The 13,604-nt window shown below is 61.1% G+C and carries 17 protein-coding genes and 2 pseudogenes; 6 read left to right on the forward strand and 13 right to left on the reverse strand.

Features of this window, described 5'->3' with window-relative positions; genetic code table 11:
* Positions 1-382 precede the first annotated feature (382 nt).
* The gene (locus EPA64_RS15845; RefSeq protein ID WP_134727260.1) at positions 383-1,627 is read right to left on the reverse strand and encodes a type II toxin-antitoxin system HipA family toxin; all 1,245 of its coding nucleotides are present in this window, start codon (positions 1,625-1,627) and stop codon (positions 383-385) included.
* Positions 1,628-1,638: 11 nt separating this feature from the next.
* Positions 1,639-1,902 carry a helix-turn-helix domain-containing protein gene (locus EPA64_RS15850; RefSeq protein ID WP_134727261.1) on the reverse strand — a complete coding sequence of 88 codons (264 nt, stop codon included), beginning with the start codon at positions 1,900-1,902 and terminating at the stop codon, positions 1,639-1,641.
* A gap of 223 nt (positions 1,903-2,125) precedes the next feature.
* Between EPA64_RS15850 and EPA64_RS15855 the strand changes: the two genes are divergently transcribed.
* Complete coding sequence (locus EPA64_RS15855; RefSeq protein ID WP_134727262.1) at positions 2,126-2,416, forward strand: type II toxin-antitoxin system TacA family antitoxin; 291 nt, start codon at positions 2,126-2,128, stop codon at positions 2,414-2,416.
* A gap of 307 nt (positions 2,417-2,723) precedes the next feature.
* Positions 2,724-3,062, forward strand: a complete 339-nt coding sequence (locus tag EPA64_RS15860; protein ID WP_134727263.1) for a hypothetical protein — start codon at positions 2,724-2,726, stop codon at positions 3,060-3,062.
* Positions 3,063-3,089: 27 nt separating this feature from the next.
* On the opposite strand, the gene EPA64_RS15865 is transcribed toward EPA64_RS15860, so the two are convergent.
* Both EPA64_RS15865 and EPA64_RS15870 read right to left on the reverse strand, forming a co-directional pair.
* Positions 3,090-3,617, reverse strand: a complete 528-nt coding sequence (locus EPA64_RS15865; protein WP_220443771.1) for a hypothetical protein — start codon at positions 3,615-3,617, stop codon at positions 3,090-3,092.
* A 428-nt stretch (positions 3,618-4,045) separates the two neighbouring features.
* Positions 4,046-4,390, reverse strand: coding sequence for a hypothetical protein (locus tag EPA64_RS15870; RefSeq protein ID WP_134727265.1), 345 nt, complete (start codon positions 4,388-4,390; stop codon positions 4,046-4,048).
* A 56-nt stretch (positions 4,391-4,446) separates the two neighbouring features.
* Here EPA64_RS15870 and EPA64_RS15875 point away from each other — a divergent pair, with 56 nt between their 5' ends.
* Positions 4,447-4,650, forward strand: coding sequence for a hypothetical protein (locus tag EPA64_RS15875; RefSeq protein WP_134727266.1), 204 nt, complete (start codon positions 4,447-4,449; stop codon positions 4,648-4,650).
* A gap of 119 nt (positions 4,651-4,769) precedes the next feature.
* Here the strand turns inward: EPA64_RS15875 and EPA64_RS15880 are convergent, their stop codons facing one another.
* The 9 genes and pseudogenes from EPA64_RS15880 to EPA64_RS16545 form a co-directional block, all read right to left on the reverse strand.
* Positions 4,770-5,477: a hypothetical protein gene (locus EPA64_RS15880; RefSeq protein ID WP_246026797.1), complete on the reverse strand. Its 708-nt coding sequence runs from the start codon at positions 5,475-5,477 to the stop codon at positions 4,770-4,772.
* Positions 5,478-5,519: 42 nt separating this feature from the next.
* Positions 5,520-5,747: pseudogene (locus tag EPA64_RS17120) on the reverse strand (S8 family serine peptidase); the annotation flags it as partial.
* Positions 5,744-6,094: a S8 family serine peptidase gene (locus tag EPA64_RS15885; protein ID WP_134727267.1), complete on the reverse strand. Its 351-nt coding sequence runs from the start codon at positions 6,092-6,094 to the stop codon at positions 5,744-5,746. The gene EPA64_RS15885 and the pseudogene EPA64_RS17120, both read right to left, overlap by 4 nt.
* Positions 6,063-7,313 carry a S8 family peptidase gene (locus tag EPA64_RS15890; protein WP_134727268.1) on the reverse strand — a complete coding sequence of 417 codons (1,251 nt, stop codon included), beginning with the start codon at positions 7,311-7,313 and terminating at the stop codon, positions 6,063-6,065. Before EPA64_RS15890 ends, EPA64_RS15885 begins: the two co-directional genes overlap by 32 nt.
* A complete protein-coding gene (locus tag EPA64_RS15895) occupies positions 7,306-8,814 on the reverse strand; it encodes an AAA family ATPase (protein WP_167626690.1) in 1,509 nt (502 codons plus the stop codon). Before EPA64_RS15895 ends, EPA64_RS15890 begins: the two co-directional genes overlap by 8 nt.
* Positions 8,750-9,145: pseudogene (locus EPA64_RS17150) on the reverse strand (ubiquitination-like system serine protease family protein). The gene EPA64_RS15895 and the pseudogene EPA64_RS17150 overlap by 65 nt, the downstream one beginning before the upstream one ends.
* Positions 9,145-10,545, reverse strand: a complete 1,401-nt coding sequence (locus EPA64_RS15905; protein WP_167626691.1) for a ThiF family adenylyltransferase — start codon at positions 10,543-10,545, stop codon at positions 9,145-9,147. The pseudogene EPA64_RS17150 and the gene EPA64_RS15905 overlap by 1 nt, the downstream one beginning before the upstream one ends.
* A complete protein-coding gene (locus tag EPA64_RS16540) occupies positions 10,545-10,925 on the reverse strand; it encodes an E2/UBC family protein (RefSeq protein ID WP_220443773.1) in 381 nt (126 codons plus the stop codon). Before EPA64_RS16540 ends, EPA64_RS15905 begins: the two co-directional genes overlap by 1 nt.
* Positions 10,922-11,458 (reverse strand): multiubiquitin domain-containing protein, encoded by a 537-nt coding sequence (locus EPA64_RS16545; RefSeq protein WP_220443774.1) that lies wholly within the window; start codon positions 11,456-11,458, stop codon positions 10,922-10,924. The genes EPA64_RS16540 and EPA64_RS16545 overlap by 4 nt, the downstream gene beginning before the upstream one ends.
* Positions 11,459-11,580: 122 nt before the next feature.
* On the opposite strand from EPA64_RS16545, the gene EPA64_RS15915 reads away from it, so the two are divergent.
* From EPA64_RS15915 to EPA64_RS15925, 3 genes are read left to right on the forward strand one after another with little or no spacing between them, the layout of a single operon-like run.
* Positions 11,581-11,946: a helix-turn-helix domain-containing protein gene (locus EPA64_RS15915; RefSeq protein ID WP_134727271.1), complete on the forward strand. Its 366-nt coding sequence runs from the start codon at positions 11,581-11,583 to the stop codon at positions 11,944-11,946.
* Positions 11,943-12,842, forward strand: a complete 900-nt coding sequence (locus tag EPA64_RS15920) for an ImmA/IrrE family metallo-endopeptidase (RefSeq protein ID WP_134727272.1) — start codon at positions 11,943-11,945, stop codon at positions 12,840-12,842. The genes EPA64_RS15915 and EPA64_RS15920 overlap by 4 nt, the downstream gene beginning before the upstream one ends.
* Positions 12,839-13,351, forward strand: a complete 513-nt coding sequence (locus EPA64_RS15925) for a hypothetical protein (protein WP_134727273.1) — start codon at positions 12,839-12,841, stop codon at positions 13,349-13,351. Before EPA64_RS15920 ends, EPA64_RS15925 begins: the two co-directional genes overlap by 4 nt.
* Positions 13,352-13,604 lie beyond the last annotated feature (253 nt).

The following is a 13,604-nucleotide window of genomic DNA, read 5'->3' on the forward strand; positions in this document are numbered from 1 at the left end:
GCCCAGGTGTCCGGTCGAAACGGGGGCCAGTTCAGCGGACTCCTCGAAAGTCTTGGCAAGCCTCTGACACTTGCAAGTAACAAAATGTAAAATCCGGATTCCGCGCTGGATCAGTAGAAATGTTGGTTGCGGGGGCGGGATCAAATCATTACTTGCGCGGATCGCAAGTAATGATGGTTGCAGGTGTGTCCCTCCATCCATACCTGCGCTTCGTCTCGATCAAACATGCCGCAGAAACGCTTCGTGCATCCGAGGGAAGCGGCGACCTGTTTCGCGCCTCAGCGTAGTTTTGGCGAGGCTGCACACGAATGATTACCGGGCCGGAGCGGATCGACCAAACCGATACCGGATACGCCCGGGCCGCCGCTGAACCCTACCGTCGTTACCGATCCAGCGTTTTCAGGATGCTGCCACAGCGGGACAGGATCGCCTTCTCGACTTCATCGAGCATCGGATGATCCCCTGCCGGCATAGCCGCGACGGCAGCTCTTGCATTAGCAAGCTGGTTCTGGACCGCCTCGGCCAACGCTTTCACGCGCTCCAGCGCGGCCCTTGGTGCGAGGCCACATTTTTTTGCCTCGCGCGCCCAGTGCCGCCCCTCGATATACTCCCCACGGCGCTTGTCATCGACATCGAGGGCAAGGTTCTCGGTGATGCCGGGCCAGACCTTCGCGCACATCACATCGTAAATCGGGGCAAGTTCGATGCCATCGCCTCGGATCAGGATGGAATAGTTCTTCAGATGCGCATCCGTGTTGCAACACAGCACGTTGAAGACCATGGCATCCCAGAGCCGGAACACCTCGCCCGCGCCACCGATGGCGCGCAGCCGGTCAATCATGGCGGCAAAACTGCCCTTCGGGCCATTCGTCTGATTGTGCTGATATTTCGCCGAGGGCGGCAAGCCAAGCGCCTGACAGAAATCCTCCTGATGCAGCCGCCGCAGGGCCTCGCCCTGCTGCAATCGGTCATAACGCCCGACCAGTAGATAGAACCGCTGCCCCGCCCTGCCCGTACTAACATCCGGTGCACGCAGGCCGACCAGCCGCGCCAGTGTCAGGCACAGCGCCTCGTTCTGCACACCGCCCCAGAGGCGATCGCTGTCTGGCTTCAGGATATGGCTCGAGGCTGTGCCGTTGACCGGGATGGCAATACGCCTGCCCTCCAAAACGCGCACGGCCAGCTTGCTCTGCACCCCGGCAAGTGACATGGAGACCCCGTCTTCGCCTGCGAGGAATGGCTTTCGCGGCAATTCGTCGATGATCCGTTCCAGTTCGTCTTCGGAGGCAACCTCTCGCGCCTCACCCCCGGTCGCCCCGCGCTCAGCGAAGGAAATCGCCCCCGAGGTGTCGCGCCCTACCCGCCCCAGCAGGGCCAGAACATCGGTATGCGGGACATCAAGAATACGCGCCATCATGCGGATCGCATCATTGTCTTCAGGCAGCAGGTTGATCAGCCATGGCGCGAGCACCGGCCAGCCCCAGGATTCGGACCGCAGTGGCATGGTGGTCGAAAGCGGAAAGGCGCCGCCCTGTGCCAGCCACGCGGGATCATAGCGGAACACCGGAGCGGTGCTGTCGCTCGGGATGATCTCGCCGACCGGATAACGCTCATAGAACAGCTGCATGGATCACCTGCTCACAGAGGCGGCAGTATGGGGCCGGACGACTTCGGCCTATCAGTGACCAGATTGCCGATCCGCATCCCCAGCGCCTCGGCCGCCGCCAGAGCCGGGGCAAGGTAACTGGTCCCCTTCCCCCGCTCCAATTCGCTGACGAAGCGCCGATTGGTGCCGATCATGCCCGCGAGGTCCGCCTGGGTATGCCCGAGCGCCTTGCGACGTGCCCGGATGGCCGCGCCGAACTCCCGAGCCAGACGTGCTTCTGCCGTGGACAGGGCCATGACATCCTCGCATAAATGATACGTTGATGTATCTCATTGGGCGCATAAAAGCAATATGGTACTTAGGTGTAGCATTACTGCGACGGAACCCGGAATGATACCGTAAGGTATCACCATGTCGATGATCCGCCAGTTGCTACCGTACGGCATCTTCGCTAGCAGGTGGGCACTGGCGCCCTGATCGCACCACCGGCAGAAAGGCGCGACGGCAAAAAGTTGAACCATGACGCAGAACGATAGCCACCCCATGCCGACCGGCTACTCCGAAACGGACATTGCCCTAATGGACATGGCCGCTTCGCTGCGTGGTCTGTTGCGTGCAGAATTTATTCAACAGGCGGCAGCATCTACACCTGAGAAGCTGCTGAAAGAACTTCAACCGATACTCATGAGTGCCGAAGGGTTTGCGGAGTTCCTCGCCCTCCTCGACGCGCCGGCAACATCCGTACCGGAGATGGTGGAGGTGCTTCGGCGCCTCGCGCCGTGGGAGGCAGATCACGACAGCAACGCCTGACAGCGCATCTGGCCGCCACAAGACCGCTGCTTCTATCCCTTGACTCCGATCAGGAAGCAGAACCCGATCGACTGAAGAAGCGCAACATTAGCTCATTCTCCTGCGCCCTCTACCGGGGCCCTTGGTTGACTGTGCGCGGGACTGCCAGGCAGTTCTCCGCATTCCTGCCGTTCATCAGGTAGGAGGGGGGCGAAGTTCGCTCTACCACCAACTTCTGCAGCCGCCATGTCGCGCTGCATAGTTGCCTGACGTTCGCACTTCAGCTGTCTGTTCGATCCCCTATATCGGCTGATCAGGAGAACTCGCCATGGCCACCCAAGTGTTCAAGTTTTCAGGTCTGTCGGACAGTGATCGCAAGATGGTTGCGCCCCTGCCCAAGCTGGCAGAAGGCGACCGCATCCAACTGCACATCCCACGCCACACTGGGCAGGATCAGATCGTCGCCCTGCCACCCGTCGCGATCGGCATCGTGGAGACCCTGAACAACCACCTGCTCAGCGGCAAGCGTGTGGCAATCATCGTCGAGGACCGCGTTGAGTCCGGCCCTTTGCGGACGGTCGGCCTCGACCGATGCTGCGTGGCCGCATCCCCGAAAGCCGACGTTCGACTGGTGCCGCAGCGAAGCCCCGGCCATGATGGACGCTAGACATTGGGCGGACCCGTTGCTGCATAATCACCTTTCCGTTCGCGATTGCATTTCTTGCGTATACTTAGTGAAGCTTGAGTACGAGGAGTGCCCATTGGATTTGTTCAGCTTGGCGAAGCGCGTCTTGTCGATCCGGGCCTGCAGATAGGTACAAAGGTCGGCGAAAGCTGCCATCGGAAGCAGCTTCCACTGCGCTCCGAATTTATGCTCAATGTTCTTGGATAACGCGCCATAGCTGAACTTGGATGCTCGTGTGGGCTCTTTGGAGGCAAACTCGTTGTAGCGGCTGATCAGGTGCTGAATGTAGCGGCTGGCATTCTGATCGGCGCCGATTGTACCCGCCGCGGGATGAACGTGAACAGATTTGTGAGATGTACTCAAATTTATCGTTCTGCCCACGATGGCCCCAGGACTATCAACCACGACATTTCCGCTGTTGTTGGTGATCTCAACCATACGTTTCGCGTTCAGCAGTAGTTTGGCAAATATGGCATCGCTTGCCTGCTCGGGCCGGCCAAATCGCGTTGCCTGGACCACCTTCATTTCCTCGAGCACCTCGACCGAGTAGATGTCTGGTTCTGTGTCGACAATCTTGTGGTGCCGTCGGCATAGGAGGATCAGGTTGTCAAAAGCATGCCTCTCCTGTTCTGTCTGGGATGCCCCATATCTCGGACCGCCCTTGCTTTGCGCCCGCACATGGCAGATTTCGCCAGTGATTGTGCCCTCCGCCTCGACAATCGGTGAAGGGCAATCGGGAAACGCGCATGCATTTCCTGATAGAGCAAACAATCTGCGAATTGTCTTTTCCGATGGTCCCGACAATTTTCCTCCTGAGCCCCTATGCGCCGGGCCTAACCAGTTAAAGTTATAATATGGCAGCGCTCGCAATGATCTGGGTCATTCCCAAGAATGAAAGCCATCACCGCATATCAAGCCGAGGGCTGCAACCGGCTGCGCGCCTCCGGATTACCGAGGGCGTTTTACTACTCGGGGTGACGCCTCGACGAAATCGGGCAGTCGGGGTTCTCGGCGTCATACCAGTCTCGGATCGCTCGAGTGATATTGGATAGTGCGAAGCAACGGCTGATCCTGAAATCCAGGTGTGCAAACTCCTCGGTGATCGTTGCAGCATCCTCGCCCTGAGGGGTGAACTCATAGCGTCCGTCCTCTTCGCCGTATTCGGCATTAGGGTCGTAATCAGTCACCTGCCATCGACCGATCAGTTCACCGTCTCTGGTGACCACCTCGCCCGCCGCTAAGTTGAGATCGTAGCCGCTGTCTAACCACTCGTCGTGGCCAATGAAGTTTATGGGGAATATCAGGTTCATGCGCAGCATGATGCCAGCCACTCCGATTCACGCAAGCAAAATCATGAGGCGATCACATGGCCCTGAACATCGATCCGCTGACCCTCTGCCCCATGTGTCGGACAAAAGGCATGACTCTGCATGTCCGCGTCTCGCTCAGTTTCGCCATCCGCACCCGCATCGCCTGCTGGCTGATCGGTCTGGTCGGGCGCGTGATCAATATTCTGCGGGATAGAGATCCGGCGCGAAGGGCGCCGAGGCTGCGCAGCGGCGGCTCCTGAAGCTGCCGGTCAGACATGGTGCGGCGAAATCCCCGTTTACATGTATCGTACAAACCGATCACCTCCGTTCGGAGGTTTGTGGCAAGTCACGCGAAGATCAGTGATGATAAGGAGCACCTCTAGACTCCAATTCGTGCCTGGGCTGTGATGTCCGCCAGCCGCAAACCGCGTCTAAGAACTTCAGCTCGAACTTCGTCGTAGACAGGAGCAACTCCCTTAGGGTCACTGATGGTCATTAGCAACGCAAAGCCGATGCCTTCGTCCGGGATAATAGCACCAGCGCGGGTCAAGGCGCTCAGGGACAAACGCCAGTCGCTTCGATTTCCGACGCCACGCATTTCCCTGAAGTAGCGTTTGATCGGCGTCCATTTGAGGCCGCTCTCAAGCAGATACTTCTCTGTGTAATCTAGGTTCTGCGGCAGCTCATTGTCATAGTGTTTCAGCTGCGACGTATGATTAGGAATAATCTCGCCTTCGTTGGTCATCGTCTCGTTGAGCTGATGCAGGGTAGCCGCTAACTGAACACGCTGACATTCGGCATCGAACGCCGCATCGACCACCGGTGAGTAGGCCAGGGTGATGTCGACAGCACCGCGGCACTTTCCATCTGACCCCGTCAGGGACGACGGCCAGGTGAAGACGAACGAAAGTTCTCGTTTTGCTGGAAGGACATCCGCGAAGACCAGCGTGATGCTACGAGGATCATCAGCAAGACAGGCCTCAGAGTCTCCGGGTACACCGAAGCCGACGAATTCCCGGGCAATCGGCCGAAGCGGCTTCTTCATCATCGCCGGATGACGCGTCGAGCGATGCACCGGAAGCGCCATCAGTAGCTCCCGGGACACTTGCCCCCCGAGTCGATGATCTAAGGCCGCGACCGTCGCCGCCACCAGTGGGGCAGCAAAACTGGTCCCAGATTTCTTGACCACCGATCCGTCCGCATCGAGCGAAGCGAGGCCGGTGTCGTTTCCCGTTCGCTGTGCTGCACCGCCATAGTGAACGAGTTCGGGTTTGCGGGCCCCGCCAGCGCCGGGCCCTCGCCGTGTGTACGCCGTGGGCAGCCCCTCCACAGCAATAGTAAGCCCTGGCGGGTTCACGGCCCGACAGATAATCCGAACATATGCTCTGCAGGTGCCGTAATGCCATCATCCCGCGCTCCCCGCTGCGCCAGCATCTCAAGCGCCTTATCGGTCTCCACCGGCCATTCCGGCCGCCGCTGGGTTCCATCGAGGTTTCCGGCCGAGACGACGAAAATGACATCATGAAGCCGCGCGATTTCATCGAGCCGGGATGCGAACGTAGAGTAGCTGTGGCGGGTGCGTCCGTTTGGGGAGCCAAGGCTGAAGTTGAAGACCCGCGTTCCTGCCTCGGCCTTTGCGTGCACGACAAGCTCCTCCAACTGGTCGAAAAACTCATCCGGCGTGCTGTAGTACTGCCCGAGCAAAGGTTTCCGTGGTGATTGCCAAGTCGAAGTACCGGCACGGCTCGCGTTCCAGGCGATCGGCAAAACCCGGGTTGAGCGCAGAACCTGCCGCCACAAGCCCCGCGATGAACGTACCATGCTCGTGATCGCTATCCCCGGGTAACAGAGGGCTGGCTACCCCGGCGCACCAGGGGTCGAGCGCGTCCAGTGCGGAAATACCGCCATCGATCACGCCCACAACGGGATAATCCCGATCAGCCAGCGGGGCCGGCAGGTCTATTGCCGCACCCGGCTCGGAAACGCCCGTGGGAGCCGGCTCGATCTCCATTGGCAAGGCGATCCGCCGGACTAGAGGCTCTTCAGCCAACTGCTCCAGCAATAGTTGATGCCGCTTTACAGACCTGTCACGGGGGGCCGAGGCGACGGCTCGTCCGGCCGTCCGCTCTGTCGCTGCTGTCGGCGCCTCTGGTGCGAGCAGCACGATATCGTTCGAGGCGCCGGCAGGCAGCAGGTCGATGCTAAGGGTGAACCCAGTCGGCCGGCGCTCCCTCAGGCCAGCAACCGGCCGCACAAACAAGCTGCCGACGGTGGTCAGGCGATGTTGCAGGGCTTTCAATTGCGCGCGGACGGCATCGCCGGAGACAGCAGGATCTGGGCGGAACAGATCAACCAGATAGCCACCGATAATCCCCTCTTTCTCAAGTGCCGCAACGGCCTCGGAAGCGGAAAAATCCAACCGGTCCGGCGCTTCAAGCAAGCCAATGCTGGCGATGCCGCCAAGCTCGCTGCGATATCCGGAAACACGCTCTTCGAACTCTCCGGTGCGCGGGTTTTCCCGTTCCTGCGGTATGTCCTCAGCCCGCTCGGCAATGAGCTTATCGAGCGCGTCCAAGGCGTCCGGCGTTGCCTGGAAGAACATCTCTCCGATACCGCGCCCGCCAACGAGTGCGAACCGGTTCCGCTCGCAGAACAGCCTCTCGGTCGGACGATAACTTTTCGCCAAGGCGTCCTCTCGCATCTGCACCAGTACGAAGCCGAGAGCCGAGTGCTGTTCCCGCAGTCGCATGCTGCTGGCACGGAGTTGCTCTCGCATCCTTGCCTTGTGGCGACGGAAGCCCTCGTTATCGCCTTGGAAAAAATCCTTGCTGGGCCCCCGCGTTCCGGGTGCAGGCGGGTAAATGAAGCGTCGGGTGTCGAGGAAAACCTGGACAGGACGCTGGATACTGTCCCGTTCAGCCATCGCTCACGGTCTCCGTTCCAGATGATGTCTCCCGTGACGCATGGCTGCGCTCCCGCAGGCGGCGCGAGACCGTTGACTGAGATACACCGACGATGGCTCCTGCTGCATTCTGAGTCAGCCCGGCCTGCTCTACGAAAGCGGCCGCAAGGTCCTCCTCCGGTCCAAGCAGCAGCGCCTTGCGAATCCCGCCGAACAGGTGGCCGTTTAGTGTTGCCTGCCGCCGAAGCCCCGCCAGCATGGACTGGCCGCGACTGACGCGGTTGCTGCTTCCCTTTGGCTGATGCAGCACCAGGAAACGTTTGCCCCCGGCGACAAGCGTTTCGAGATCGGCGCCACTCATGCCTTCCGTGAGCCAGACCAGCATGTCGATTTCCTCGCGGGTCAGTTCGATCGGACGCACGAAGCGCTCGAGCAAAACCCGGCGCGCCGTCTCATCCGGCAGCGCTATCTCGATACGTCCATCGAACCGACGCCAAACGGCAGAGTCGAGAAGATGCTCATGGTTGGTGGCCGCCAAGGTGAAGCCCCTGTTCCCTCGCGCATCAAGGCTTTGCAGAAGCGTGTTCACCACCCGCTTGATCTCGCCCACTTCCTGAGCGTCATCGCGGGCTTTGGCGACGGCGTCGAATTCATCCAGGAATAGAATGCAGCGATAGCGATTTGCGAAATCGAAAAGTGCGCCGATATTACGGGCGGCGGTTCCGAGGAAGGACGAAACAAGGCCATCCAGCCGGGCTTCGACAAGTGGAAGCCCAAGCTGCGCCCCGATGTAGCGGGCGAGCATAGTTTTGCCGACACCCGGCGCGCCGTAGAGCAAGCAACGCAAATTCGGTTGCACGCCGAGCGCCGCCAGTTCCTTCACCCGAGACCACTCTTCAATCAGGTCAGTCACAGCAGCCTTGAGCGCTTCATTGAACACTGGCTCCGCATCGGCGGCCTCCTCCGGCTGCACCACACGCGCCAGCGGTGTTCCGGTCTCCTTGTCGTGTGGCAGCGGCGTATTCCGACTCAGCACTTCGCCGGGCAGTGCCGGCACCGACCCAGCGCGCATGCGTTCAAGGGACATCGGCGCGACCGATTGCTTGCGGATCTCACGCGATAGCAGCCTGCTCAGCTTCTCGGCCTGCCGCGGCTCCGACTCCCGCAGAGAGTCCCGCAGTCGCTCGATCTGATAACGCGCGCGGCTGCTGTCGCCGCTTGCGGCAGCTCGCGACAGAGAGAGGATGATCTCGAAGTGGTCCATATCCGCCATGCGCCCGGCATATTCATAATCTTCCGTCCATGATGCGATTTCTGGCAATATTATGCAACGATGTTCATCATGATGCGGCTTTAGGGTTTCCATTCCACCGGACCGTGTGGCAATGCTCCGCTGCTGACCGGTTGCAGTCATCCAGCCCATAGACTTTGCCGCTTCGATCCAGGGTGTCGGCATGTCATGCGTCAGCGCGGTCTCGTCCCAACCGCCCGTTGGCGTGACCGCTATCCCGGCACCATTCAACACGGCCGCCTTTCACCCAGAAATGACACCGGCAAGCATTGGTTTGTCGAATCGACGGCGAGATGCTCGGGCGGCCGAACCAGTCGACCGAAATCGACCATCGTGGCCTGCGCTGTTAGCTGAGCGACAGCTGCAACTTCTCGCCACAACCGCCCGGGCAGCGGAAGCAGACCCATTTGTCGAGGCTGCCGCTCCGCACGATGACCAGGCGTCCTGACCGTAGACGTTCGAGGTCCGGATGCGCGTCCTGAACCGAGGCGACCAAATGGCTTTTGGGAAGCCACCCAACCCGCTCTAGAACGATACGACAAAGTACCTTGATACGCCCCATCAGCCGATCCGATCGAGAAACGGCTCGACATCGGCCCGGCCCCAGTAGTGCGTGTCGACGCAGATCGGGCAGTCGGGCCGCTGCTTTGCGCCCTGACGGCGCTCCTCGCCCCGGTCCAGCCGCCGGACCCGCTGCCAGGCCCACCGACCTTCGCCTCGATAGTCCACCAGTCCCTGCAGGAGTTCGTTGACTGCCATGCTGGCCGCTTCCGTAGTGAACGTCACCACGGCAGGTGCAGGATCGCCGCCACCCCGGACATAGGCTTCACGCTTCTGCCGCTCGTACTCGGCGGGCGCGCTCCGACGCAATGCCTCCTCGCCTGCGGCTCGGGCATCTGCGACACCCCGACACATCAGGCACGGTGCCCCGGGCGTCAGGACCGTCACACGGGCGCTCATGTCCCGCAGGCCACCCTCCGGGCTGGGTTCGATTGCCAGGCCCATATCGATCACCGGAATAAGGTAAAAGTGCGCGAACCGGTTCAGAAACAGACGGCCGCCGTGATCGTCTGTGCAGCCGAAGATCACATCGCAAGCTTTGAGCGCATCCCGCACTGACGAGTCCTCGACCCAGTTCTGATAGGCGCGGACCCGTACCCCAAGTCCCAGCTCGCTGATCTCCCGCGCCACCACTTCGACTTTTGGCCGCATGGCATCGGCATCCGCCCGCCGCGCGCCGTGCAGCCGGTTCAGATTGGTCACCTCGACAATGTCTTCATCGAAGAGCGCGATCTGGCCGATACCCAGCCGTGCCAGCAGCATCGCCGTCGCGCTGCCCGTTGCACCGCAACCGACGACACCGACCCGAAGTCCCCGCAGGATGCTGTTCAACCCGGCGCCGAAAGCTCGGGCCTGGCGGTCAAAAGCCGCATCCGGTGTCGCGGCAACAACCGTCGTATAGATGAGCCGGGTACCAACGGAGCGGATCGTGCCGACCTCAAGAGGAGCCTTCTCATCAACCCAGAGCCGGGCCCGGAACCTATCCTTTCCGATCAGCAGCAAGCTCAGCAACCTGGCCTCATCGCCATTCCGGTTCCGGGCCAGCCTGAAAAGCTCCCGCTCGTTCCGGTCGTCCTGCGTGGAAAAATCTGGGAAGCCGCCAGGGTGGCTGTGAACGATGCCGGGCAACAACCCTTCATCGGCCGCGCGCCGGCAGAGGCTGACGTATGAGCCTGTGCGCCAGGTGATATGGCGCTCACTGGCCGAGACCGCATCGTCAGACGGTATCGGAACGATCTCGAAAGACGTCAGCCGGAGCCGCGCCTGCCGCGACCAGGGATCGACGGCAATATGGCTCATGCCATACAGCACATAGGCTGCCGCCTCGGTGCCATCCGGGCGATGAAGCAGGCGCTTCAACTCCGCCTGATGCGCCTCCTGCAACGTCAGTTCGATGTCCATCACGCAGCCTCCAGCAACGCCTGTTCGACCCGCTTCAGCATGGTGCTGAGGCCGTCCACACCGGGACGCCAGCTCGTATTGTGGCGCGACCAGCGTTGCCACCGCTGGCCCTCGAACTGCACCGGCTGGTTCGCCGCGTTCGGATATCGCTGGGCGGGGACCAACTGTAGCCAGGGCAGCGCATAGAACATGTCTGGCGCCACGTCCGGATAGCCGTTGGGCAGCAGGATCAGGATGCTGGCTGCATCTACCTGGTACTTCGCGGCCGGCAATATGAACCCGGTGAGGATGACGCCCCGCTGGGCGCCATCCGTCACTTCCCGGTAGGCGAGACCGCGCCCCGCGAGATACCGACGATCGGCGGAGGGCAGCAGACTCATGCCACACCCTCCGTCGTCTGCGTGATACCCGTGAAAAAGCGCTCCAGTCCCTTTCCGTCCAGCTGCACCAGCTCATTGTCGCCGACCGGCTGATCCTCGCCGCCCCTGACCTCGAGCCAAACGCCGTAGGTGACGGGGTCGACCCCGGCCAGCCGCTTCAGAACCCTGCCGCTGATCGCGCAGGCGCCCCACTCGAACACCTTGCGGTCGAGTTCGATGCGATAGGATTCGGCGCTCGGGAAAATCAGGAAACGTTCGACGCCGCCACCCCGCAGATCGGTGGTCTCATCCAGGCGCAGCTCTTCGAGCTCGCCGTTAGTAAGGATCTGGAACAGGAGATGCTCTTCGACCCGCCGGATACCCGCCGCCTCGAGAACCTGGCGACCCGTGGGAACCGGGTCTTCGATCCGCACCGGCCGGAAGGCGAGCTCGGCATCGCCGACCTCCATCCGGTACGGCCCCTGCGGGCGGGGTTTGCGGCCTGCGGCAATAGAGGCCGCAACGTCTTCGATGTCTGTCGTCTCAGTCGTCATGGCGACCTCCTTTAGGGTTGCGGGCGTTTCAGCCCTTGCCAATGTCGTGTTCGACATGGCATCTATGTCGGTAATATAGGACTAACTGAAAGACTCGCCAACCCCACCATGTCGAAATCGCCATGACATCATCTTCCAATAATCCATCTGATATCTTCAGGGAACGCCTCCGGACCGCACGGGAGGAGCTCCGCAAACTGAGTCAGGCCGATCTCGCGCGCGAGACCGGCCTGCCCGCGAGTTCGGTTGCCCATTTCGAAGCTGGCACGCGGAAACCGTCCTTCGACAACCTCCGGAAGCTCGCCAACGCCCTCAACATCACGACTGACTACCTGCTGGGACGATCAGAGGATCCAGCCGGTGCCGCAGAAGCCGATCCGATCTATCGCGACGTACACAAGCTGACTGACAAGAACCGCAAGATGGCGGCTGACTTCATGAGGTTCTTAGCCCAGCAGGACGAGAAGGAGCGCGGGGAGGACGAATGATCCGCAATCCCGATCTGCAGCAGCGAAAACTGGTTCGACTCGCCGAACATGTTCTGCGCGAGAAAGGCCTGCTTAGTCTGCCGGTCGATCTGAAGGCATTGGCCGAGGCCTGCAGCATCCCGCTACAGGCGATGGACGCCGACGAAGACGGCGTCTCGGGCATGCTGTTGCGTTTCGGGAACACCTTCGGCATCCGCTATGCGACCCATATCCCGAGCGAAGGCTTCCAACGCTTCAGCATCGCCCACGAGTTCGGTCACTACTTTGCCGAAGGCCATCTCGACCATATTCAGTTCGAGGCCGGCATCCATAGTTCCCGGGCGGGCTTCGTCTCGGCCGACCCGTATGAGCGGGAGGCCGACTACTTTGCGGCGGGGTTGCTCATGCCCTCATCGCTCATCCGCGCCCTCTTGAAGCGGGCGCGAGAAGGTCTGCAGAGCATTGAGACGCTCCGGCGCGAGGCCGGGGCCTCCACTGTGGCGGCGGCTATCCGCTACATAAGCGAGACCCACGACGCAGCAGCAATCGTTGTCAGCCACAACAGCCATGTCGATTACTGCTTCAAATCAGAAGCCCTTAAGCAGCTCGGGGGCCAGAGCTGGCTTCGCAAGGGCGCTACCCTACCCGCAGGTACGCTGACGGCATCCATTGCCAGGCGGCCTGCCGCTGACCGGCGTCGGCTTCGAGAAGAAGCCGACAGCGACATTCTCGACTGGTTCGGAGGCACCCGCGCCGTACCGGTTGTCGAGCAGGTCGTTGACCTCGGCCGTTACGACCGAGTGCTGACCGTGCTGTCCTGTGCGCAGCTTGTCGATGACACCTACCAGGACGAGGACGAACTCGACGAGTCGGACGAAGCAATGGAGGAGCGCTGGACCCCGCGCTTTCGGCGATGACCGAGCCTGACGACACGGCTGATTTTCGCCGCTTCGGCAAATGGTCGGTATCAGGTGTCCCGCACAGGGGCTGGAGCTGCATCGACATCGAGGACCTCGGCTCGCCGGAAGCCGTCTGCGAGATGTGTGAGCGTCAGGACATCCGGTATGTCCATGCCATGCAGCATCCAAACTATCCGGAGACGCTGCATTGCGGCTGTATCTGTGCCGGGCACATGGAGGAAGATGTCGAGCGGGCCCGCCGGCGCGAGGCATCGATGAAGAATGCCGCCCGCCGCCGCGCGGCTTGGCCGGATCGCAAGGCCTGGCGGCAATCGCGTCAGGGCAATCTTGTGATCAGCGATCAGGGCTATCATGTGACCATCTTCGAGCACGCAGATGGTTGGCATGGCGTCATCCAGCGCTCTGCCACTGGTTATAAGCGGTTCTCCCGGCGGGTCTATTCCAGCCAGAGGGCAGCCCAGCTGGCGGCTTTCGATGCGATCCTGTTTCTGCTACAGGAACAGTAGTGTTTAGTAGCCTGGAAACTACCTGTCGGCAGCCCGCCCCCAATCTGTATAGAGTGGCGGCTTCCTCAGGTGAGAGGCGATAGCGCATACTGCGCCAGTGTTCATCGACATTCCGCCTGTTCCGGTTCGTACGCGCAAGTTGTTCGCTGCGTTTCGAACGCGCGACCGCTCTCTCAGTTTTTCTGCGAATGCCATGCCGCACTGCCACAATCGGCTTTCCGCCCTTTTTGTCTGGGCCGAACCACCTGCGCAA

It is taken from the genome of Paracoccus luteus (genome assembly GCF_004522155.1).
In the GTDB taxonomy this organism is placed as follows: Bacteria; Pseudomonadota; Alphaproteobacteria; order Rhodobacterales; family Rhodobacteraceae; genus Paracoccus; species Paracoccus luteus.